The organism is Cobetia sp. 5-11-6-3 (genome assembly GCF_013374055.1).
Lineage (GTDB): Bacteria > Pseudomonadota > Gammaproteobacteria > Pseudomonadales > Halomonadaceae > Cobetia > Cobetia marina.
Window position 1 is genome coordinate 207,871 of record NZ_BLWJ01000005.1, and the last position, 21,777, is coordinate 229,647.

The following is a 21,777-nucleotide window of genomic DNA, read 5'->3' on the forward strand; positions in this document are numbered from 1 at the left end:
GGCGTCAGATGGCGGCCAGCAAGTTCGCAGTAAACGGCAGGGATGCCGAAGCTGACACGACAGCGGTTTCGCAGACAGGGAGTGGGGCATGGCAGCACCCGTCGAGTGGTGGGGAGTCAACCATAGCGTGACCGATCCGATCACCTACGTGCCGGTGACCCGGATGCATCGTCGCGTGGTGGCCTGGGGCGCGGCACTGGGGGTGCATGCGGTAGTCGGCTGGTGGCTGCTGGGGAGTGGCCTGATGGTGCCCCCTCAGGTGCCGCCATTGCCTGACCCGGTGATGCTCGACGTCACGCTGGTCAGCCAGGCCAGCTCACGTGCCGTCACATCGGATGTCGTCGCCGAGCAGGATCAGCAGGCCAGTGGAAGCGGCCGTGAGGCGGCGGTGCAAGCCGGGCCAGCCAGTCAGACGCCCCCCCGGGCGGGTGAGCAGAGTGCTCCCGTCAGCGGCGAGGCCCCGGTGCCCGAGGCAGCTGCCGTGCCCCTGGTGTTGCCGGAGCGCATCCCGGAGGTCATCGCGACCCGCAATGATTCGCCACAGCAGGTCTCGCATTCCGAGATCCTGCCGGATACGCCGGACAATGAGCAGGAAGCCATCGAGCAGGATGTCGGGGCGATCCAGGCCTCGGGCCAGACTCGCGAGGTGGCCGGTGATGTGGCCTCGCGCAAGGCGGCCCGCGCCTCGGCGCGGGCTCGCTACATCAATGACTGGACCGGCACGGTGCAGTCCTTCGGCAATCTCCACTATCCCGCGCCCGCCAATCTGAGCGGGGAGCTGCGCATTCGTGCCGTCGTGTTGCCCAGCGGTCAGCTTGAGTACGCGGAAGTGTTACAATCCTCGGGACATGCCGAGCTCGACCAGGCGGCTCTGGATACGGTCTATGGCGCGGCCCCCTATGCTCCCTTCGATGAGAGTCTCAGGGGCATGAGCCAACTGACCATCACCCGCATCTGGCGATTCGGCCCCGGCAACGATTCTGGCGCGCCCTGACGCCTCGGGAGGACCATGCAAAGTCTGCGAGACCATTTCCTGCTGGCGATGCCTCATCTCGATGATGACAACTTTTCCGGCTCGCTGAGTTACCTCTGTGATCATGATGAAAAGGGCACCTTGGGTGTCATCGTCAACAAGCCCATCAAGCTGACCATGCGTGGTCTGTTCGAGCAGCTCGAGATCGCGGCGGACAGCTGCGAGTGCCTGGAAGACGTCGTCTATTATGGCGGCCCCGTGCACAAGGACCGCGGCTTCATCCTGCACCGTGGCCAGGCCGCGGAATGGGATTCCAGCCTGCAGGTGACGGATGAGCTGGCCCTTACGACCTCGCTGGATATTCTCAAGGCGATCGCCGACAACAAGGGGCCGGAAGATTTCATGGTCTGCCTCGGCTGTGCTGGCTGGGAGCCTGACCAGCTGACGAATGAGCTCAAGGAGAACAGTTGGCTGATCGTCGAAGGCGACAGCGGCATTCTCTTTGATGCCGACAGCGAGTCGCGCCTTGATGCAGCGGCCCGCAAGCTGGGTGTCAACATGAGCCTGATGTCACGGGAGATCGGGCATGGCTGAGCGGGTCGTCAGCCGGACGGTACTGGCCTTCGATTTCGGTACGCGCCGTATCGGGGTGGCAGTGGGCACCGAGATGCTGGGCACGGCATCACCGCTGGTGCCCCTGCACGTGCGTGACGGCATCCCGGACTGGAATGTGGTCACTCGTCTGATCGAGGAGTGGCAGCCGGATCTGTTCGTGGTGGGATTGCCACTGGAGCTGGACGGCACCGAAAGCCTGATGTGCAGCCGTGCCCGCAAGTTTGGCAAGCGTCTGTACGGCCGATATGGCAAGCCGCTGGAGATGTGGGATGAGCGTGGTTCCACCAAGGCGGCCAAGGGGCTGGCACGTGAACGCGGTCACCGCGGCAACTATCGTGATGATGGCGTGGATGGCCTCGCCGCTCAGCTGATACTCGAGAGCTGGTTTGCAAGCCAGCGAGGCGAGGGCGACCTTGTCGGTTACTGAATACCCCACCCGCTTCCTTCACGGAAGCGGGTTTTTTTTGTCTGTCTGCCGCCGCTGGCGGAAGTATGAGGATGCGATACCCATGCAACATTCCGAGGTACACGACGACCACGAGACGCTGCCCGATGTGGAAGCGCTTCTCGAGGCGATGACCGAAGAGCTCGAGTTGTTGTTCGAGCGTCGTGAGATCGAGCGTGAGCGGCTGATTCCTGTCGGCATTCATACCGGCGGGGTATGGATTGCCCAGGCACTGCGTGAGCGTCTGGGGCTCAGCGAAGCGTTGGCGACGCTGGACATCGGTTTCTGGCGTGATGATTTCGGGCACAAGGGGTTGCCGGACGCCGGCAAGGGCTCACAGCTGCCGGATATCGAGAATCGCGATCTTCTGCTGGTCGACGATGTGTTGATGAGTGGCCGCACCGTGCGTGCTGCGCTCAATGAACTGTTCGATTACGGGCGTCCACGACGCGTATTGCTGGCCTGTCTGCTGGAGCTGCCGGGGCGTGAACTGCCGGTTCAGCCGGATGCGCTGGGCGCCAGTCTGGCCCTGGCGCCCGGCAAGCGCATCAAGCTGGAAGGGCCGGATGCCTTGCGTCTGACGTTGGTGGATACCGGGGAGAGTGCGGCATGAACCTGTTCGATCTCACCCAGGCCAGCGCAGAGGTGCGTGCGGCCTCCCCGTCCCAGGTCCAGCTTGACGAGCAGGGGCGTATGCGCCACTTCCTGGATATCGAAGGCTTGCCGCGTGCAGTCCTGACCGAGATTCTCGACACGGCGGATCACTTCCGCGGCATCGGTGATGCCGAGGTCAAGAAGGTGCCTCTGCTGCGGGGGCGTACGGTGGCCAATCTGTTCTTCGAGAACTCCACGCGTACCCGGGCCACCTTCGAGCTCGCCGCCAAGCGCCTGTCGGCGGATGTGCTCAACCTGGACATCAAGACGTCTTCCGCAGCCAAGGGCGAGTCACTGATGGACACGCTGGTCAATCTCGAAGCCATGCAGGCGGATGCCTTCGTGGTGCGCCATGGTGACTCGGGCGCGGCGCACTTCATCGCCAGCCAGATCACGCCACATGTGGCGATCATCAACGCCGGTGACGGGCGCCATGCCCACCCGACCCAGGCGATGCTCGACATGCTGACCATTCGTCGCCACAAGGGTGATTTTGCCAACCTGCGCGTCGCCATCGTCGGTGACATCCTGCATTCGAGAGTCGCGCGCTCGCAGATTCTGGCACTCAACACCCTGGGGGCAGCCGAGGTGCGTGTCGTGGCCCCCAGGACACTGCTGCCCGTGGGCGTCGAGACATTGGGCTGCCAGGTGTTCACCGAGCTTGAAGCCGGGCTCAAGGATGTCGATGTCGTCATCATGTTGCGTCTGCAGAAGGAGCGCATGGATGGCGCGCTGCTGCCCTCGGAGTCGGAATACTATCGTCGCTACGGCCTGACCCGCGAAAGCCTCGCCCACGCGCATCCTGAGGCGGTAGTGATGCATCCGGGACCCATCAATCGAGGTGTCGAGATCGAATCCGCCGTCGCGGATGGTCCGCGCTCGCTGATCCTCGATCAGGTCACCAATGGCATCGCCGTCCGGATGGCGGTGCTGTCGATGGCGGTATCAGGCCAGATGAAGGCGCGCGCTGAGCGCAGAAATGAACGTTCTCGAGGAGCTGGAGCATGAAACTCAGCCTCATCAATGCTCGGGTCATCGACCCCTCCAGTGGCCGCGATGGCCAGTATGACCTGCACCTCGAAGAGGGACGTCTGGTCGCGATCGGTGCGCCTCCGCGTGACTTCGTCGCGGATGAGCAGCAGGATCTCTCGGGCAAGCTTGTCGTGCCGGCCTTCGCTGACCTGGGGGCCCATCTGCGTGATCCCGGACCGCGCTACAAGGGCAGTCTGGCCAGTGAATCGGCCGCGGCACTGGCAGGGGGATACAGCGTCATCCTGCCTCGTCCGGATACCAGTCCGGTGCTCGACAGTGCCTCTCACGTGCGCACCCTGCTCGATCGCGCTCGCGATGTGGCAGGTGTCAGGGTGGCCCCCCTGGGTGCGCTGACCCAGGGGCTGGAAGGGGAGCTGCTCGCCAACATGGCCGCACTCAAGTCCGCCGGTTGTGTCGCCTTGACCAACCTGCGCAGGCCGATCCGTGATCTTGGTGTGCTGCGACGTTGTCTGGAATATGCACGCACCTTCGATATCACGGTGGTCTTCCAGGCACAGGAAGCCACCTTGGCGGGTCAGGGATGCGCGCACGAGGGGGCCATCGCGTCACGCCTCGGATTGGCAGGAATTCCCGAATCGGCAGAGACCATCGCGCTGACCCAATGGCTGCTGCTGATCGAGCAGACCGGCGTGAGGGCGCATGTCTCGCTGCTTTCCAGTGCTCGCGCGGTGGAACTGGTGCGTGATGCCAAGGCCCGAGGGCTGGATATCACCGCGGATGTCTCGATCGCCCAGTTGCATTGGACCGATGAGCAGCTGGAAGGCTTTGATGCCAACTTCCATCTTCAGCCGCCTCTGCGCAGTGCCGACGATCGTGAGGCACTTCGTGCCGCTGTCGCGGATGGCACCATCGATGCGATCGTCAGTGACCACCTGCCACATGAGGCAGCCGCGAAATGTGCGCCTTTCGCGGTCTCCGAGCCCGGCATGACCAGTCTGGAAACCGTGCTGCCGCTTGGGCTGGCGCTGGTCAAGGCCGAGATGATCAAGCTGCCGCGCCTGATCGAGACCCTGACGTTCAGCGCCCGGCGCTTCGGGCTCAAGGGGGGCATGCTGAAGGAAGGTGAGTATTGTGATCTCGCGGTGATTGATATGGAGCAGAAATGGCGTGTCTCCAGCGAGACGCTGGCAAGTGCTGGACATAATACGCCACTGCTCGGCATGCAGTTGACCGGGCGTGTCGAACGCGTGCTGTTGGGCGATACGCGCTACGCTTGAAAGATGTTTCACGTGGAACATCCATGCTTCACCAGGAGGCCGGTCTCTTGAGGTCAGTCTCTGGGTGGCTGGTTACAACTTGCTGATAAGTCAGCGATTTCATGGCTTGTGGTGCTGGGGAGCTATTGGTTGCTTCGCAGAGAAGCCAGTGCCGACCTGGGCAACATGTCCGCCACGATCAGCAGATGTTTCACGTGGAACATCGATGCCCGGCATCACGCCACATGGCCAGCATGTCGTTGCGCGAGCCTCGAGTGCTGGAAAAGAGAATGTTGGAATATATAGGAAGTCGAAAGCATGCCCATGATTCGTGCGGAATTCATCAGCGGCAAGACAGAGGCACAGAAACGGGAACTGGTCGAAGCCTTGACCCGTGAGACGGCTCGCGTACTGGAGGTGCGCAAGGAGTCGGTATGGGTCGTACTGCAGGAAGTCGAGCCGGAAAACTGGGCGGTTGCGGGTACGCCATTGTCAGACCGCTGAGTGCAATGGGCGCGATGGTCACTGCTGTTCACAAGCGTCGTGTCGTGACACATGTGGTTGAATATATTTGGTTTTACCAAAAAATCGAAGATGTTCCACGTGAAACAGTCAGTGCGTCATCGCCTCTCTGTTCCGAGTCGTATTGAAAAAAACGCCGCAGCCTGATGGTTGCGGCGTTCTTGTATCAGCGACTTCCCCACGGCCATGGTTCCGTCACTGTGACGTGCACTGTCGGATTCATCCCTCGAAATCAGCTTCCGAGTAGAGAGTACGAATGCGCAGCGTGTGGTCGACGGTCTTGAGGGCCTCGAGTGCCTTCTTGCCGTAGGCCTTGTCGACATCGATGACCACATAACCGACGGTATTGTTGGTCTGCAGGTACTGGCCGGAAATGTTGATGCCTTCCTCGGACAGTACGCGGTTGATGTGAGACATCACGCCCGGCACGTTGTCGTGGATGTGCAGCAGACGGTGCTTCTCCGGGTGGGCCGGCAGCGCGACCTCCGGGAAGTTGACGGAGCCGATGGTGGTGCCGTTGTCGGAGTAGGTCACCAGCTTCTCCGCCACTTCCACGCCAATGTTTTCCTGAGCTTCCATGGTGGAACCACCCACGTGCGGCGTCAGAATGACATTGTCGAACTCGCGAAGCGGGGAGACGAACTCTTCACCATTGCCTTTCGGTTCGACCGGGAAGACGTCGATGGCCGCGCCCAGCAGCTTGCCGCTGGAGAGGGCTTCGGCGAGGTCCTCGATCACCACGGTGGTACCGCGAGCGGCGTTGATGAAGACACTGTTCTGCTTCATCAGCGCGAACTGCTGCTTGCCCATCATCCACTTGGTGGAGGGGATTTCCGGGACGTGCAGGGTGACGATGTCAGCGCGCGCCAGCAGTTCTTCCAGGCTTGCCACCTGGCGGGCATTGCCCATGCCCAGCTTGGTGACCGCATCATAGTAGATGACATCCAGACCGAGAGATTCGCTCAGTACGGACAGCTGCGAGCCGATGCTGCCGTAGCCGACGATGCCCAGTGTCTTGCCCCGGACTTCATGGCTGTTCTTGGCAGTTTTCATCCACTGGCCACGGTGCGCCTTGGCGCTCTTTTCCGGCACGCCACGCATCAGCATGATCGCTTCTGCCAGTACCAGCTCGGCGACGGAGCGGGTATTGGAGTAGGGCGCATTGAAGACCGGGATGCCGCGCTTGAGTGCAGCTTCCAGATCGACCTGATTGGTGCCGATGCAGAAGCAGCCGATGGCGGTGAGCTTCTCGGCAGCGCTGATCACGCGCTCGTTGAGCTGGGTGCGGGAGCGGATGCCGATGAAGTGCACATCACGGATCTTCTCGATCAGTTCGTCCTCGGCGAGCGAGGTCTGAAGCAGCTCGATGTTGGTGTAACCCGCGTTGAGGAAGTTATCCACGGCGGATTGGTGGACACCCTCGAGCAATAGAATCTTGATCTTGCTCTTGTCCAGGGACGTCTTGGCCATTGTCGAATCAACCCTCTCGCCGGTCATGCCGACGTTTCTGTTCGTTTGGTCTTTTTCATGTCCTGCTGGCGTGTCACGCCTTTAGAAAATGCCAGAAAAACAGCGGGGCGTGCTGTCAACAGGGGGGCAAAGAATATCACAGCTGGTGCGGGCCCCGGTTGAAATGTCCAATCGGTCAGCATGAAAAATGCACAGCTTGAAACGAGTGGTCACGCCGGTGTCGGGTGGGCAGCGTCACAGGGCCCATCAGGTTATACTGGCATATCACATGGACATCCCGGGTTCAGCCCGGTCTGATCAGCGAGAGCACTCATGGCCGAACAGGAAGCGCCGCAGGATTTCGCCGCCACCCTTGCGCGTCTCGAGGGATTGGTGACGCAACTGGAAGCCGGCGACATGTCACTGGAAGCGTCATTGGGCGCTTTCGAGGAGGGAGTGCGTCTGGCGCGTGAAGCACAACGACGGCTCGACGACGCCGAGCTGCGTCTGCAGGCCTTGGTCGAAGGGCCTGATGGCACGCTGGTGTCCACTGCATTCGAAGCGCCCGAGATGCCCGGCAGTTCCGTCGGCGCAGGGGATGAGGAGAACGATTGGTGATGTCAGGTGCATCGACGACGCAAGCCATGCCGTCCGCGCAGGCAAGCGAATTGATTCGTGGTGGGCAGGCGCGTAGCGAGGCCGTGCTCGAGGCATTGCTCAGTCCAGCGGGGGCGGTCAGTGATCGGCTGGAAGAGGCCATGCGTTACAGCGTGCTGGGAGGTGGCAAGCGACTGCGGCCTGTCCTGCTGTACGCTGCCGGACGTGCGCTGGGAGGCGATGAGGACGAGGCAGGGCGTGCAGCGCTGGATGCCACTGCGGCCGCTCTGGAGCTTGTCCATGCCTATTCACTGGTTCACGATGACCTGCCGGCGATGGATGACGACGACCTGCGCCGTGGCCAGCCCACCGTCCATCGCGCCTTCGATGAGGCGACCGCGATTCTGGCGGGCGATGCCCTGCTGAGCCTGGCCTTCGAGGTCATTGCCGATACCGCACATGCGAGAACGCCAGCCCTGATACGCACCCTCGCGGAGGCTTCCGGTCGACGTGGCATGGTGGCGGGGCAGGCGCTGGATCTCGAGGCGGTGGGGCAGTTCCGAGAGGTCGAGGCGCTGTCACGCATGCACGCCTACAAGACTGGCGCGCTGATTCGCTCTGCTGTTCGTCTTGGCGGGCTGGTGGCGGTCGAGGAATCGGATTCGCGTCTTGAGGCTCTCGAGCGCTACGCTTCTGCCATCGGCCTGGCTTTCCAGATTCAGGATGACATCCTGGATGTGACCGGCGATACCGCCACGCTGGGCAAGACCGCCGGTGCGGATGCTGCACGCGACAAGCCGACCTACCCGTCATTGCTTGGCCTGGAAGGAGCCCGAACCCGGGCAGGTCAGTTATTGGACGAGGCCCTGGATGCCCTGGCACCGCTGGGAGAGGCCGCAGAGCCTCTCGCGGTGCTGGCGCGCTACATGATCGAGCGAGACCACTGATTCCTGACGCCTATGAAGCTGTTTGACGAGATACCTGAGGCGCGCCCCGCGACGCCATTGCTCGATGCGGTCGAGACACCAGACGCACTGCGGACCATGAGTCCGGCACAGCTGCGCCAGCTGGCCGATGAATTGCGCGCCTTCCTGCTTTACAGCGTCGGCTGCACCGGAGGGCACTTCGGTGCCGGCCTCGGTGTCGTCGAGCTGACGGTTGCCCTGCATCATGCGCTGGAAACCCCGCGTGATCGCCTGGTATGGGATGTCGGTCATCAGGCCTATCCCCACAAGATCCTGACCGGCCGGCGCGACGCCATGCACAGCATGCGTCAATACAACGGCCTGTCTGCCTTCCCCAAGCGCGCCGAGAGTGACTACGACACCTTCGGGGTGGGACATTCCAGCACCTCGATCAGCGCCGCGCTGGGCATGGCACTGGGCGCGCGTACCGCGGGAGAATCCCGTCGCGCCTGTGCGGTGATCGGTGATGGCGCCCTGACGGCCGGCATGGCCTTCGAGGCGCTGGCGCATGCCGGGCACGTCAAGGCCAACCTGCTGGTCGTGCTCAACGACAACGAGATGTCGATCTCGGAAAATGTCGGCGGTCTGGCGAGCTATCTGGCGCGTATCCTGGCCAGCAAGCCCTATACCCAGATGCGCGCCAACGGCAAGAAGCTGCTGTCGCCGCTCCCGGGGGCGCTGGAGCTTGCCAAGCGTACCGAAGAGCACATGAAGGGCTTCATCAGCCCGGCGACGTTGTTCGAGGAGATGGGCTTCAATTACATCGGTCCCATCGATGGGCATGATCTGCCGACACTGGTCCAGACACTGCGCAACATGCGCGATCTCGAGGGCCCGCAGTTCCTGCATGTGGTGACGCGCAAGGGCAAGGGCTTCCTGCCGGCCGAGCGCGACCCCATCGGCTACCACGCGATCACCAAGCTGGAGAAGGCCTCGTCGGAGCAGGCGCGGCAGGCGCCTTCCGTGACGGATGCACCGGCACCCAGGCCGCAGAAGTACTGCAGCGTCTTCGGCAACTGGATCTGTGATGCCGCCGCGGCTGACCCTCGTGTCATCGGTGTCACGCCTGCCATGCGGGAAGGCTCGGATCTGGTGCGTTTCTCGAAGGAATATCCTGATCGCTACTACGATGTCGCCATCGCGGAGCAGCATGCCGTGACGGTGGCGGCCGGCATGGCCTGTGAAGGCATGAAGCCGGTGGTGGCGATCTATTCCACCTTCCTGCAGCGTGGCTATGATCAGTTGATCCATGATGTCGCGGTACAGAAGCTGGATGTCACCTTTGCCATCGATCGCGCGGGACTGGTGGGTGAGGATGGACCGACCCACCACGGCAGCCTCGACATGTCCTTCCTGCGTTGCGTGCCGGAGCTGGTGGTGATGGCGCCGGCGGACGAGAGCGAGTGTCGTGGCATGTTGAGTGCGGCGCTGGCACATCCCGGTCCGGCGGCCGTGCGTTATCCGCGTGGCACCGGACCCGGTGTCGCCACGGGCCATGACCTGACGCCACTGACGATTGGCAAGGGTGAATATCGTCGTCGCATCAGTGCCAGTCCCGACGTGCGTATTGCCATCGTTGCCGTAGGCAGCATGAACACGCCGGTGGCGGAGGTCGCCGAGGCGCTGGACGCGACCCACTTCAATCTGCGCTCCATCAAGCCGCTGGACCGCGAGGCCCTGCTGGAGATTGCCGACGAGCATGATCTGGTCGTCACGGTGGAAGAGAATGCCGTGGCCGGCGGTGCGGGTGCCGGCGTGGCAGAGCTCTACTTGAATGCCGGTCTCGCGCAGCCGATGCTGCTGCTGGGACTGCCGGATGACTTCGTCGAGCATGGCAAGCCGGCAGAGCTGCTGCGTGATTGCGGGCTGGATGCGGCTGGCATTCGCGCCAGTATCGAAGGGCGTCTCGCACGCTGAAGTTGCCACCTGGCTCACAGGAACGCCTGTGGATGATTCGAACATTCGAGTTGTCCACAGGCGTTTTTTCTTGCGTGAAAAACGCGCCTGATGCGCCGCACTCTGCTGGCATGATCGACGCTGGCGCGCCATGCTGGGACGGACTGCCGATCCCCTTTTCGCAATGTTGCCAAGGAACGCCCGCCACGATGCTGACTCTCTACAGCTACCCCAATTCCCGCTCACTGCGCGTCGCCTGGACGCTGGAAGAGCTGGAACTCGACTATCGGATCCACAGCCTCGATCTCAAGGCGGGAGAAGGACGCAGCCCCGAGTATCTGGCCATTCATCCCGACGGCAAGGCGCCCGCCATCGTCGAGGGGGAGTTGGTACTGTTTGAATCCAGTGCCATCTGTCGCTATCTCGCCGCCCGTGAAGGCCGCCTGATACCGTCTTCGCTGGAAGGTCAGGCGCAGCTAGACCAGTGGCTTAGCTTTCTGACCACCGAACTTGAGCAGCCGCTGTGGACGCTGGCCAAGCACACCTTCGCATTGCCGGAAGAACGACGCTGTGAAGACGTGAAGCAGACCGCGCAGTGGGAATTCCAGCGTGCATTGGGAGCGCTCCAGCGCCGCTTCGAGGGACAGGGCTGGTTGTTGGGCGACGACTTCACCCTCGCTGATCTTTTCCTCGCTCAGGTATTGGGCTGGGCCCACAAGGCGCAGCAGCCGATCCCCTCGTCGCTTGCGCGCTGGATGCAGGAAGCTCTTGCGCGCCCGGCCTGCGCACGGGCGCGTGAGCGTGAGGCCCAGGCTGCCGCCAATCGCACCTGATACATATGAGACATCCACATCGAGAGATGCCTCTCGCTCTGTCACAGCCATGAAATGAGGCGCGTGAGACAAGGCCTCTGAAAGCTCGCACAAGCGTCAAGGCGCCACCCTGATATCAGGGTGGCGCCTTTTTTGTTTCCAGGCCTCAGGCGGGCTCTCCGGGCGTTCTGTCGCGTCCGAAATCGTGGGGGCCTGGCGAAGCCTCACGACAGCGGGGCGGGCCACGTGCCGCGGGTGGGGCTGCAGGCGAGGCCGCGGCATCCGAGACCTGTCAGGCGTCATCCGCACTGCCGGAATGGCGGTTGATCCGATCTTGAGCGCTTTTCGTATCTAAATGTGATGCGTAATCATCAATATAACATTGAGTTGATTGGTTGTTGATCGGTCGTGAGGTCTGAGAGGGCCAGGGAGTCCGGTGCAGCCGCTAAAACGCCATGTGAATCAGTCGCTTGCCTATGACGTGGCGATTGTCAGACATGGATTTGAGTAAAAGTTGATCGGATATCGCAAATTATGATTCTTTCGCATCATTTATTGATTCGATATATCGTTAATTGCGAATCTTCGTGGTATGATTTGCACAGAAACCTCAATGGGGATAACGACTTATGTGGATCTGGCAGCAGCCTGACTGGCCGCAGGGACGACTGGCGATCATGCCGCTGTTGAGCGAGATGAGCGCAACGCAGGCGGTGATGTCACCGTTGGTGGCGCAAGGGCAGCAATTGAAGGCTCGCCAACGTCTGCGCCTCGAAGCCACCTTGCTCAGTGAAGAGATGGAGGCCTGTGCCCGCCTGTCCGGCGTGGTATTTGGCAGGGCCGCATTGCGCGATGCCCTTTACCAGGCATTGGGGCTGGAATCCGGACAGCTGGAGGTGCCCCGTGGGCAGGTGCCGGGGATTGATGTCTTCGTGGATGTCATGCTCGAAGTGGTGCGGACGGCCTTCCAGCCGCTGGCGCGTGAGCAGGTACTGGAATGGCATCGCCGGCTGGGCCCCTTCCTGCCGCGCAGCAGTGGTCAGCGTCTCGGTGAATGGCGTGATGGGCCCCATGAAGCGGTCAGCGGACGTTATGGCCTCAAGCGATTGCGCTACCGAGCGCCCGGCATGACCGGTGATGAACTTGCGGATGAGCTGGAGCGTTTCTGGCAGCGTCTGGAAGAGGAGGAGCCGGAGGCTGGCAATCCCGGAGTGATCAACGCCCTCAGGCTGCATGCCCATTGGCAGGCGCTCTCACCATTGGCGCTGGGCAACGGGTTGATCGGACGCTTGCTGCTGACTCGCTGGTTGACGCGCGTCGATACGCTGGCGGCATTGCAGCAGCAGGGAGAGTGGACGGGGCAGGTGGCGAAACACTGGGAAGCAGAGGCGTTGGAGCAGCTCTGCTGGCGTCGCCAGACATTGTTCACGGTAGTGGCGGAGCGTCAGGAGGAGCTGCGTGAGCTCGAACAGCATTGTCTTGGTACGCCGGGCACCTCGCCGAGTGGGCAAGCGCTTCCACCTGAGCTCAACCGTGCCTTGAATGGCGATGCGGCCGATGAGGTGCTGCCGGGCGACATGAATGCCTGGGTCGCGTGGTGGCTGAGACAGCTGCGCGATGGCGGACGACGGACGGCATCCCACTACCTGAGAGTGCAGCGTGCCGAGCGCCTGTGGATGGAACATGCCAGAACGCCACTGAATTCCCGTCAGCGCGAACTGGTGTTGACCCTGCTGGAGCGTGATGACGACGAGGGTATCGGGCGTGCGGAGTATCGCGCGCTTGTCGAGACCTCAGACCCGACGGCAGCGCGAGATCTCGCCGATCTGACCGCCAAGCAGGTGCTGGAAAGCTATGGTGTCGGGCGCGGCACGCGCTATCGGCTGCCGGTCTTCGCGCCGCAGGAAGACAGCGCCGTGAGAAACGAGTCCTGAAAAGCGCGCCTTGAGAGCGCCTTGAAAGCGGAAACATCGCGAAAAAAAGCGGGAAGGGTCATGACGACCCTTCCCGCTTTTTTCATCTGGCTTGCCAGTGCTCTCAAGTCAGTGTTCTCAAGTCAGTGCTCTCAAGCCAGTGTGCTCAAGAGAGCCTGCCTTGTGTCAGTCCTCACACGGAATATGGCAGCACACCTGTGTAGATCGCGAAGAAGTGGCAGGTGCTGCCGCCGAGCACGAACAGATGCCAGATGGCGTGGTGATAGCGCAGGCGTGTCATCAGGAAGAAGATGACGCCCAGAGTATAGGTGATGCCTCCGGCCACCAGCAGGATGAGCCCCGTCTCGGAGAGCTGCTCGACCAGCAGGGGTGACGCGAACACGATCAGCCAGCCCATCAATAGATAGACGGTGACGCGCAGCGCACTGAAACGCGCTGGCCAGCGCAGCTTGAGAAATATGCCGCCCAGCGCGAGGGACCAGATGATGGCAAACAGTGTCCAGCCTGTCGGACCCCGCAGATTGACCAGCAGAAAGGGGGTATAGGTGCCTGCGATGAGCAGATAGATGGCGCAGTGGTCCATCAACTGGAAAGCGGACTTGAGGCGTGGGTGGCGGATGCCATGATAGAGCGTCGAGGCAGCGTAGAGCGCGACCAGGGTGATGCCATAGAGGCTGATGCTGATGATCTTCCAGGGATCGGCCTCTGCCGCCAGACAGGCCATCACGATCAGCACCACGGTGCCGATGAGTCCCATGACAGCGCCGAGACCGTGGCTGGCACTATGTAGCCATTCTTCAAACCGGGTATAGAGAGCGGGACGTGACGATGTCTCGGAAGACGATGTCGGTGAGGGAGAGGGCTTGCGCATGGTGATGTCTCCGGCGCGGATTCCTCTCAAGCCTACTCTCTATAGGATGACGCCGTCATGTCACGCTCTTTCGCCGCCTTCATGGGCTCTCGATGGGCGGGAGCACATCAGTGCCCCCCTCCCGCATCTCGATCTCTACTCGCTGCGCTCGATATCCACGTCGCTGGCGTGGGTGAAGTCATCGAGTGCCATCATGTGGCCAAGCTTGCCGGCCTTGGTCGAGAGGTATTGCTCGTTGTGCGGGTTCAGACCGGTGGTGATCGGCTGACGCTCGCTGATGGTGACGCCATCGCGGGTGAGCGCATCGACCTTGCGCGGGTTGTTGGTCATCAGCTTGAGGGTGCTGACCCCGAGATGCTCCAGCATCGGGACGCAGATATCGTAGCGACGCATGTCAGCGCCGAAGCCCAGGCGCTCATTGGCTTCGACGGTATCGGCACCGCCATCCTGCAGCTCATAGGCGCGAATCTTGTTGAGCAGGCCGATGCCGCGCCCTTCCTGACGCAGGTAGAGCAGCACGCCACGCCCTTCGGCGGCAATGCGCTTGAGCGCTTCCTGCAGCTGATAGCCGCAGTCACAGCGCATGGAGAAGAGGGCGTCGCCGGTCAGGCACTCGGAATGCACACGGCCCAGCACCGGGGCACCGTCATCGATGTCGCCCAGGGTCAGAGCGATGTGGTCCTTGCCGGTGGTTTCGTCCTCGAAACCGTGCATGGTGAAGGTCGCCCAGGGGGTTGGCAGCCGCGAGGCGGCGATGAATCGAATGGTCACTGTTCACCTCGAACGCCCGAACAATCGCCGGGCTGAAAAAGCACGGGCATGCTGGGACACGGCAATGTCTCGATGAGTGATTCACGTCATTGGCGGCCAGCATGCAATCATCAGGCGAGTTTACCAGTCTGAAGCGTGCGACTCATCGCCTGCGATGGAAAAGCGTTGTTGCCGACACCACCACAATCCGTGGAAGCACTTCAGGAGGAGAGGCCGGGCGGGTGTCTGGGCGGAAAGCGAGGGGAAAGCCAATGCATTTGTTGCATCGTCGCGATGGGCGGGATTTTGCTCAGGCTCTGATAGAATGCCGGGACATTCCCGAGCTGATGTGTGATTCCGATGACCCTGAAGAATGATCGCTTCCTGCGCGCGCTGGCCCGTCAGCCGGTTGACCGTACCCCTGTCTGGATGATGCGCCAGGCGGGCCGTTATCTGCCGGAATACCGTGAAATCCGCGGTCAGGCCGGTGGCTTCATGGACCTGTGCATGGACACCGCGCGTGCCTGCGAGGTGACGCTGCAGCCGCTGGAGCGTTTCCCGCTCGATGCCGCCATTCTGTTCTCCGACATCCTGACCATCCCGGATGCCATGGGCCTCGGGCTTTACTTCGAGACAGGTGAAGGTCCGAAATTCCGCAAGACGGTGCGCACCGCCGCGGAAATCGAGGCGCTGAGCGTTCCGAACGTCGAGCGTGATCTCGATTACGTCATGCGTGCCGTCTCGACCATCCGCCGCGAGCTGAACGGTCGCGTACCGCTGATCGGGTTCTCCGGCAGTCCCTGGACACTGGCGACCTATATGGTCGAGGGCGGTTCCAGCAAGGACTTCCGCCATGTGAAAGGCCTGATGTATTCCAGCCCCGAAGCCATGCATCAGTTGCTCGACACCCTCGCTCAGGCCGTCACCGATTACCTGAACGCCCAGATCGCGGCGGGTGCCCAGGCAGTGCAGATCTTCGATACCTGGGGCGGCACCCTGTCCACACCGGCCTATCTCGAGTTCTCGCTGCGTTACATGGAGCAGATTGTCGCTGGCCTCAAGCCTGACAGCGAAGGCAATCGCGTGCCGGTGATCCTGTTCACCAAGAATGGCGGCCAGTGGCTCGAGCACATCGCCGCCAGCGGTTGTGACGGTGTCGGCCTGGACTGGACCACCGAGATGTCGGATGCGCGCGCGCGCGTCGGCCATCGCGTGGCCTTGCAGGGCAATCTGGACCCGAATGCGCTGTTCGGCACGCCCGCCGCGATTCGTGCCGAAGTCGGCCGCATTCTCGATAGCTACGGTCAGGGGCCTGGCCACATCTTCAACCTGGGGCATGGCATCAGCCAGTTCACTGACCCGGGCAACGTCAATGCTCTGATGGACGCTCTGCATGAGCTGAGCCCCGCCTATCATCAGGATGACACCGCCAACGCCACGCCGCTGGCGCGCGATTGAACCATGTCACTGATGGCTGACAGCCCCGCCGTGTCTTTCATGGCGGGGTATCACGCATGACGCCGCTGGAGCAACGCCTCGCGCCGAGGCGAGGCTGGGCGTGCGTGGCACTGTTCTGCCTGCTGCTGATCCTGTTCGGCACGCTCTCGCCGGGTGAGCCTCACCCGGAGCAGACCTTCCCCTGGGACAAGCTGCAGCATTTCTCCGCCTTCGCCTTGCTGGCACTGACCACGCGGCTGGCCGGGTTGAGCAGTCTTGTCATCCTGCCCGCCTTGCTGCTGCTGGGCGTTGGCATTGAGGGGCTGCAGCTGGTGATTCCCTATCGCGGGGCAGAAGTGCTGGATGCGCTGGCGGATTTCCTCGGCATTCTTGCCGGGCTTGGCTGCCACCTGGGCGGACGTCTGATGGTGCGCCTGAGCCGCCTGTGACGGGCCGTGTGCCAGGCCTCTACCCGCCAGAAGAGGCCTGGCGGGTGAGTCGTTGGTCATCGCGCGTCAACCCCAGTGCCTCGAGATCGTGCACAAGCTCTTTCCACTCCGCGTGTCTTTGGCTATGGTGCTGCGCCTGAGTCCTGTTGATTGATCAGGACTGCATCGCCCGATGACGCGTGCGTCGATGATTCAGGCCTTGAGGGTCTGATGTCCCGTCCTCTTATTCATACCTTGATATCCGACTCCGATATCCCTTGTGAGGGTTCTCATGACCGAACATCTCGATGGCTCCTGGTTCACCGAAATCTTCGACCGCCACGGCAGCGCCTTCTCGCTCAAGGTCAGCCACAAGCTGCATGACGAGCAGACGCCTTATCAGCACCTTGAGGTCTATGCCACCGAGACCTACGGCAATCTGATGGTGCTGGACGGCTGCGTGATGCTGACCGACCGCGACAACTTCCTCTATCACGAGATGATGTCGCATCCGGCGCTGTTCACCCACGCGGCCCCCAAGCGTGTCGTCATCATCGGGGGGGGCGACTGTGGCACCCTGCGTGAGGTGCTCAAGCACCCGGGCGTGGAGAAGGTCACCCAGATCGACATCGATCCGGCGGTCACGCGGGCTTCCGAGCAGTTCTTCCCGGCACTGGTCGAGTCCAATGATGACCCGCGTGCCGAGCTGCTGTTCGAGGATGGCGTCAAGTGGGTCGACAACTGCCCAGACGAGAGCATCGACGTGCTGATCGTCGATTCCACGGATCCGGTCGGTCCGGCGGAAGGTCTGTTCAAGACCGACTTCCTCAAGCGCTGCCACCGTATCCTCAAGCAGGGGGGGGTGATGGTGCAGCAGAGCGAGTCGCCGCTGTATCACACCGACTCCATCATCAAGGACCTGCGCAACGACATGGGCGAAGCGGGCTTCGACAGCGTCGCGACCCTGCCGTTCCCGCAGCCGGTATACCCGTCCGGCTGGTGGAGCTGCACCCTGGCGGGCAAGGGATGTGACGTGAAGTCCTTCCGTGAGGAAGACGCGGCTGCGGCCAGCTTCGCGCGCGATTTCTATACCGTGGAAGGCCATCGTGCCGCCCTGGTACTGCCTCCCTTCATGCAGCGTCTGCTGGAAGACTGAGTCATCCAGAAGCGCATCGGGGCGTGAAGAATGCGTTTCAGTGCGCGGTAGCGTTGAGTCAGGGTGGCTGCGACATTGGTCGCAACTCCCCAGACCGGAGCGCAGGAAAGTTCAAGAACGGCCGTTTCGTCATGAAACGGCCGTTTTTATTTTGCACCGATATGAAGCGAACGAGGCGTCAGACGCCACTATCTGCACGCTTGTCTCGCCATATGATCGACGGTCGGCATCGGGAGGTTTGGCCGTTTTCACTGCCGTTCGGCTGTTTTTTCAGCGTTGAACGCAGCGGATCACACGATAGGCGGAAATTGGAACGGAGCTTGCTATTGTCGAGGGGTGCCATGCACAGCATTGCACCATCACCGTCTCGGGGTGTTTCCGAGCGGATTCCAGACATACGCGAGGGATTCAAGATGCATAACAACAAGAAGCCACTGCTGATCGCTAGCGCCGCCCTCCTGGCTGCCTCGGTAGCCAGTGGTGCCAGTGCCGCGACTCTGGATAGCGTCAAGGAAAAGGGCTTTGTCCAGTGTGGTGTCAGCACCGGTCTGCCGGGCTTCTCGGCGCCGGATGACGCCGGCAACTGGCAGGGCCTGGATGTCGATGTCTGCCGTGGTGTCGCGGCGGCTGTGCTGGGTGATGCCAGCAAGGTGCGCTACGTCCCGCTGACGGCCAAGGAACGCTTCACCGCGCTGCAGTCCGGTGAAATCGATGTCCTGTCGCGCAACACCACCTGGACCGCCACGCGTGACACGTCTCTGGGCCTCAACTTCGCCGGCGTGAACTATTACGACGGCCAGGGCTTCATGGTCAGCAAGGACCTGGGGGTCTCCAGTGCCAAGGAGCTGGATGGCGCGGCGGTCTGTATCCAGTCCGGTACCACCACCGAGCTGAACCTGGCGGATTACTTCCGCCTCAACGAGATGTCCTTCGAGCCGGTCGTCTTCGACACCTCCGACCAGACCGTCAAGGGCTTCGAAGCGGGCCGCTGTGACGTCCTGACCTCCGACCAGTCCCAGCTCTACGCCCTGCGCATCAAGCTCTCCGATCCGGCGTCCGCCATGGTACTGCCGGAAGTCATCTCCAAGGAGCCGCTGGGCCCCGTCGTCCGTCAGGGCGATGACCAGTGGTTCAACATCGTCAAATGGACCCTGTTCGCTCAGATCAACGCCGAAGAGATGGGGCTGACCTCCGACAACATCGAAGCCAAGAAGTCGGATACCAATCCCAATGTCGCGCGTCTGGTCGGTGCCGATGGCAACTACGGCGAAGCCATGGGGCTCCCGGCTGACTGGGCCTATCAGGTCATCAAGCAGGTGGGCAACTACGGGCAGATGTTCGAGCGCAATGTCGGCACTGGTTCCGCTCTGGGGATCGAGCGTGGTCTGAACGCGCTGTGGACCGACGGCGGCGTCCAGTACGCACCGCCCGTTCGCTGATGCCTCGGCTCGCCTGGAGGTCCAGCGCGAGCCGGGTGAACCGTGACGCAGGCTGAGCAAGGACGCTGGCCAGGGAGAAGTGGCCATACGGTCATTTCCCCTGGCCAGCGTCGTGAGGGGCTTGGTCTGTTCCCCGTGATCCTTTCCTCGAGTGCCGAGAGATAACTGATCTGCCGTTCGATAGGGCGGCAGGCGGAAGTCGCATAGCTTTCCGGCGGAGATTGCCTGTATGACACAACCTGCTTCTCGCCCGCCGGCCACGGTCAAGCCGCCATTCTGGCGTGACCCGGCCAAGCGAGCACTGATATTCCAACTTCTGATGCTGGCAGGCGTGTTCGGCGTGTTGGCGATCATCGTCAGCAATACCCTGACCAACCTCGAAAGCCGTGGCATCACCACCGGCTTTGCCTTTCTGGACAACACCGCAGGCTTTGGCATTCTGCAAAGTCTGATCGACTATTCCGAGCAGTCCACCTATGGCGATACCTTCATCGTCGGTCTGCTCAACACCCTGCTGGTATCCGCACTGGGCGTCATCGCGGCTACCGTGATCGGCTTCATCATGGGGATCGCCCGTCTCTCCCCCAACTGGCTGATCTCGCGGCTGGCGGCGGTCTACATCGAAGTCTTCCGCAACATTCCCCTGCTGCTGCAGATCTTCTTCTGGTACTTCGCCGTTCTTCGCACTCTGCCGAGTCCGCGAGGTTCGCTGTCGCTGGGCGAGGCCTTCTTCCTCAACGTGCGCGGTCTGTTCGTGCCGGCACCGATCACCTCCAGCGGCTTCTCGGTGGTGATTGCCGTGTTCGTGCTGGCCGTCGTCGCCAGCGGCATCTTCAGCTACTGGAACCGCCAGCGTCAGGCCCGTACCGGTCAGCGCTTGCCGGCGGGCTGGATCTCGCTCGGTCTGATCATCGTGGCGCCGCTGCTGGCCTACTTCGCGATGGGCATGCCGCTGAGCTGGGAGCTGCCGGAACTCAAGGGCTTCAACTTCCGTGGCGGCATTACGGTCGTTCCCGAGTTCCTCGCCCTGTGGGTCGCGCTGTCGGTGTACACCGCGGCGTTCATTGCCGAGATCGTGCGTTCCGGCATCGAAGCGGTACCGCACGGCCAGACGGAAGCCTCACGGGCACTGTCGCTGACCGGTGGCATGACGCTGCGCCTCGTGGTGGTGCCGCAGGCACTGCGCGTCATCATCCCGCCGCTGACCAGCCAGTACCTGAACCTGATCAAGAACTCGTCGCTGGCCACGGCCATCGGCTATCCCGATCTGGTCTCGGTCTTCGCGGGTACCACGCTCAACCAGACGGGTCAGGCCATCGAGGTGATCGCCATGACGATGCTGGTGTATCTGACCATCAGTCTGCTGGTCTCCATGTTCATGAACTGGTTCAACGCCCGCATGGCGTTGGTCGAGCGCTGAGGGTCTGCCCATGTCGATTGAAAAGACCCTGTCACGGGTTACCGAGAAGATGATCGATTCCCGCCCGGCGCCAAGCGACAGCATCGGTGCGGTGGCCTGGCTGCGAGCCAATCTGTTCGCCGGACCGATCAATACGCTGTTCACGCTGTTCGCGCTGTATCTGGTCTACCTGCTGGTGGTGCCCAGCCTGCAATGGGCGCTGATCGATGCCGACTGGAGTGGCACATCGCGTGCTGATTGCACGGGTGAGGGGGCCTGCTGGGTCTTCATCAGTGCGCGCCTCGATCAGTTCATCTATGGCTTCTATCCGAGTGAGGAGACCTGGCGGGTCGATATCGTGTTCGCCATCTTTGCCGCGCTGATCGCCTGGCTGGCGATTCCGAAACTGCCGGCAAAGGGCTGGGTCGCCATCGTCACTCTGGCGGTCTTCCCCTTCATCGCCTACTTCCTGCTGCATGGTGGCAGCTTCGGGCTCGAGGTCGTCGGCACCCACGAGTGGGGCGGCCTGATGCTGACACTGGTGCTGGCGGTGGTGGGCATCGTGGCGGCATTGCCGCTGGGGATCCTGCTGGCGCTGGGGCGGCGTTCCGAGATGCCGATCGTGAAGAGCATCTGCGTCGTGTTCATCGAGTTCTGGCGCGGTGTGCCGCTCATCACGGTGCTGTTCATGGCCTCGGTGATGCTGCCGCTGTTCGTGCCCGGTGAGGTCAATCTCGACAAGCTGGTGCGCGCGCTGATCGGCATCACCCTGTTCCAGAGTGCCTACATGGCGGAAGTGGTGCGTGGTGGCCTGCAGGCGATCCCGAAGGGACAGACCGAGGCCGGCATGGCGCTGGGGCTGGGCTACTGGCGCAACATGGGGCTGATCGTGCTGCCCCAGGCGCTCAAGCTGATGATCCCCGGCATCGTGAATACCTTCATCGCCCTGTTCAAGGACACCTCGCTGGTACTGATCATCGGGCTCTTCGATCTGCTCGCCATCGTGCAGGCCGGTCTCGCCGACCCCAAATGGCTGGGCTACTCCATCGAGGGCTATGCCTTCGTGGCGCTGGTCTTCTGGGTCTTCTGCTTCAGCATGTCGCGCTACAGCCAGTATCTCGAGCGCCTGCTGCATACCGGTCACAAGAAGCGCTGATCACGGCGCCAAGGAATCTTCATCATGACA

The 21,777-nt window shown here is 62.1% G+C and carries 21 protein-coding genes; 18 read left to right on the forward strand and 3 right to left on the reverse strand.

Annotated elements, in window-relative coordinates; translation table 11 throughout:
* The first annotated feature begins 88 nt into the window (after positions 1 to 88).
* The 7 genes from HXS66_RS10635 (at position 89) to HXS66_RS10665 (ending at position 5,440) form a co-directional block, all read left to right on the forward strand.
* Positions 89 to 994, forward strand: a complete 906-nt coding sequence (locus HXS66_RS10635) for a TonB family protein (protein ID WP_176503527.1) — start codon at positions 89 to 91, stop codon at positions 992 to 994.
* A 15-nt stretch (positions 995 to 1,009) separates the two neighbouring features.
* On the forward strand, positions 1,010 to 1,567 hold the full coding sequence (locus HXS66_RS10640; protein ID WP_077379662.1) for a YqgE/AlgH family protein: 558 nt from the start codon (positions 1,010 to 1,012) through the stop codon (positions 1,565 to 1,567).
* Complete coding sequence (gene ruvX / locus HXS66_RS10645; protein WP_077379660.1) at positions 1,560 to 2,015, forward strand: Holliday junction resolvase RuvX; 456 nt, start codon at positions 1,560 to 1,562, stop codon at positions 2,013 to 2,015. The genes HXS66_RS10640 and ruvX overlap by 8 nt, the downstream gene beginning before the upstream one ends.
* A gap of 82 nt (positions 2,016 to 2,097) precedes the next feature.
* Positions 2,098 to 2,646: a bifunctional pyr operon transcriptional regulator/uracil phosphoribosyltransferase PyrR gene (pyrR, locus tag HXS66_RS10650; RefSeq protein ID WP_127736567.1), complete on the forward strand. Its 549-nt coding sequence runs from the start codon at positions 2,098 to 2,100 to the stop codon at positions 2,644 to 2,646.
* Positions 2,643 to 3,695: an aspartate carbamoyltransferase catalytic subunit gene (locus HXS66_RS10655; RefSeq protein ID WP_084209529.1), complete on the forward strand. Its 1,053-nt coding sequence runs from the start codon at positions 2,643 to 2,645 to the stop codon at positions 3,693 to 3,695. Before pyrR ends, HXS66_RS10655 begins: the two co-directional genes overlap by 4 nt.
* Positions 3,692 to 4,957, forward strand: coding sequence for a dihydroorotase (locus tag HXS66_RS10660; protein ID WP_136939474.1), 1,266 nt, complete (start codon positions 3,692 to 3,694; stop codon positions 4,955 to 4,957). The genes HXS66_RS10655 and HXS66_RS10660 overlap by 4 nt, the downstream gene beginning before the upstream one ends.
* Before the next feature lie 297 nt (positions 4,958 to 5,254).
* The gene (locus HXS66_RS10665; RefSeq protein ID WP_136939473.1) at positions 5,255 to 5,440 is read left to right on the forward strand and encodes a 4-oxalocrotonate tautomerase family protein; all 186 of its coding nucleotides are present in this window, start codon (positions 5,255 to 5,257) and stop codon (positions 5,438 to 5,440) included.
* A gap of 237 nt (positions 5,441 to 5,677) precedes the next feature.
* Here the strand turns inward: HXS66_RS10665 and serA are convergent, their stop codons facing one another.
* Positions 5,678 to 6,928 carry a phosphoglycerate dehydrogenase gene (gene serA / locus HXS66_RS10670; RefSeq protein WP_077379652.1) on the reverse strand — a complete coding sequence of 417 codons (1,251 nt, stop codon included), beginning with the start codon at positions 6,926 to 6,928 and terminating at the stop codon, positions 5,678 to 5,680.
* 312 nt (positions 6,929 to 7,240) lie between these two features.
* Here serA and xseB point away from each other — a divergent pair, with 312 nt between their 5' ends.
* From xseB to HXS66_RS10695, 5 genes are all read left to right on the forward strand, one after another.
* Positions 7,241 to 7,525 carry an exodeoxyribonuclease VII small subunit gene (gene xseB / locus HXS66_RS10675; protein ID WP_077379650.1) on the forward strand — a complete coding sequence of 95 codons (285 nt, stop codon included), beginning with the start codon at positions 7,241 to 7,243 and terminating at the stop codon, positions 7,523 to 7,525.
* 26 nt (positions 7,526 to 7,551) lie between these two features.
* Entirely contained in the window at positions 7,552 to 8,451 is a 900-nt protein-coding gene (locus HXS66_RS10680; RefSeq protein ID WP_084209853.1) for a polyprenyl synthetase family protein, read from the forward strand.
* 12 nt (positions 8,452 to 8,463) lie between these two features.
* Positions 8,464 to 10,386 carry a 1-deoxy-D-xylulose-5-phosphate synthase gene (gene dxs, locus HXS66_RS10685; protein WP_136939472.1) on the forward strand — a complete coding sequence of 641 codons (1,923 nt, stop codon included), beginning with the start codon at positions 8,464 to 8,466 and terminating at the stop codon, positions 10,384 to 10,386.
* Between the two features lie 188 nt (positions 10,387 to 10,574).
* Complete coding sequence (locus HXS66_RS10690; RefSeq protein ID WP_141391826.1) at positions 10,575 to 11,198, forward strand: glutathione S-transferase family protein; 624 nt, start codon at positions 10,575 to 10,577, stop codon at positions 11,196 to 11,198.
* Positions 11,199 to 11,806: 608 nt separating this feature from the next.
* Complete coding sequence (locus HXS66_RS10695) at positions 11,807 to 13,111, forward strand: Fic family protein (protein ID WP_176503528.1); 1,305 nt, start codon at positions 11,807 to 11,809, stop codon at positions 13,109 to 13,111.
* A 172-nt stretch (positions 13,112 to 13,283) separates the two neighbouring features.
* On the opposite strand, the gene HXS66_RS10700 is transcribed toward HXS66_RS10695, so the two are convergent.
* Entirely contained in the window at positions 13,284 to 13,982 is a 699-nt protein-coding gene (locus HXS66_RS10700) for a hemolysin III family protein (RefSeq protein WP_136939469.1), read from the reverse strand.
* Between the two features lie 135 nt (positions 13,983 to 14,117).
* Positions 14,118 to 14,753: a GTP cyclohydrolase II gene (ribA, locus tag HXS66_RS10705; RefSeq protein WP_077379640.1), complete on the reverse strand. Its 636-nt coding sequence runs from the start codon at positions 14,751 to 14,753 to the stop codon at positions 14,118 to 14,120.
* Positions 14,754 to 15,092: 339 nt separating this feature from the next.
* Here ribA and hemE point away from each other — a divergent pair, with 339 nt between their 5' ends.
* The 6 genes from hemE (at position 15,093) to HXS66_RS10735 (ending at position 21,747) form a co-directional block, all read left to right on the forward strand.
* Positions 15,093 to 16,190: a uroporphyrinogen decarboxylase gene (gene hemE / locus HXS66_RS10710; RefSeq protein WP_077380000.1), complete on the forward strand. Its 1,098-nt coding sequence runs from the start codon at positions 15,093 to 15,095 to the stop codon at positions 16,188 to 16,190.
* Between the two features lie 56 nt (positions 16,191 to 16,246).
* Positions 16,247 to 16,618, forward strand: coding sequence for a VanZ family protein (locus HXS66_RS10715; protein WP_136939468.1), 372 nt, complete (start codon positions 16,247 to 16,249; stop codon positions 16,616 to 16,618).
* Positions 16,619 to 16,889: 271 nt separating this feature from the next.
* Positions 16,890 to 17,753: a polyamine aminopropyltransferase gene (gene speE, locus HXS66_RS10720; RefSeq protein WP_077379636.1), complete on the forward strand. Its 864-nt coding sequence runs from the start codon at positions 16,890 to 16,892 to the stop codon at positions 17,751 to 17,753.
* A 413-nt stretch (positions 17,754 to 18,166) separates the two neighbouring features.
* Positions 18,167 to 19,192 (forward strand): amino acid ABC transporter substrate-binding protein, encoded by a 1,026-nt coding sequence (locus HXS66_RS10725; RefSeq protein WP_077379634.1) that lies wholly within the window; start codon positions 18,167 to 18,169, stop codon positions 19,190 to 19,192.
* Between the two features lie 229 nt (positions 19,193 to 19,421).
* A complete protein-coding gene (locus HXS66_RS10730; protein ID WP_136939467.1) occupies positions 19,422 to 20,612 on the forward strand; it encodes an amino acid ABC transporter permease in 1,191 nt (396 codons plus the stop codon).
* A 10-nt stretch (positions 20,613 to 20,622) separates the two neighbouring features.
* Entirely contained in the window at positions 20,623 to 21,747 is a 1,125-nt protein-coding gene (locus tag HXS66_RS10735) for an amino acid ABC transporter permease (protein ID WP_176503529.1), read from the forward strand.
* The last annotated feature ends 30 nt before the right edge of the window (positions 21,748 to 21,777 follow it).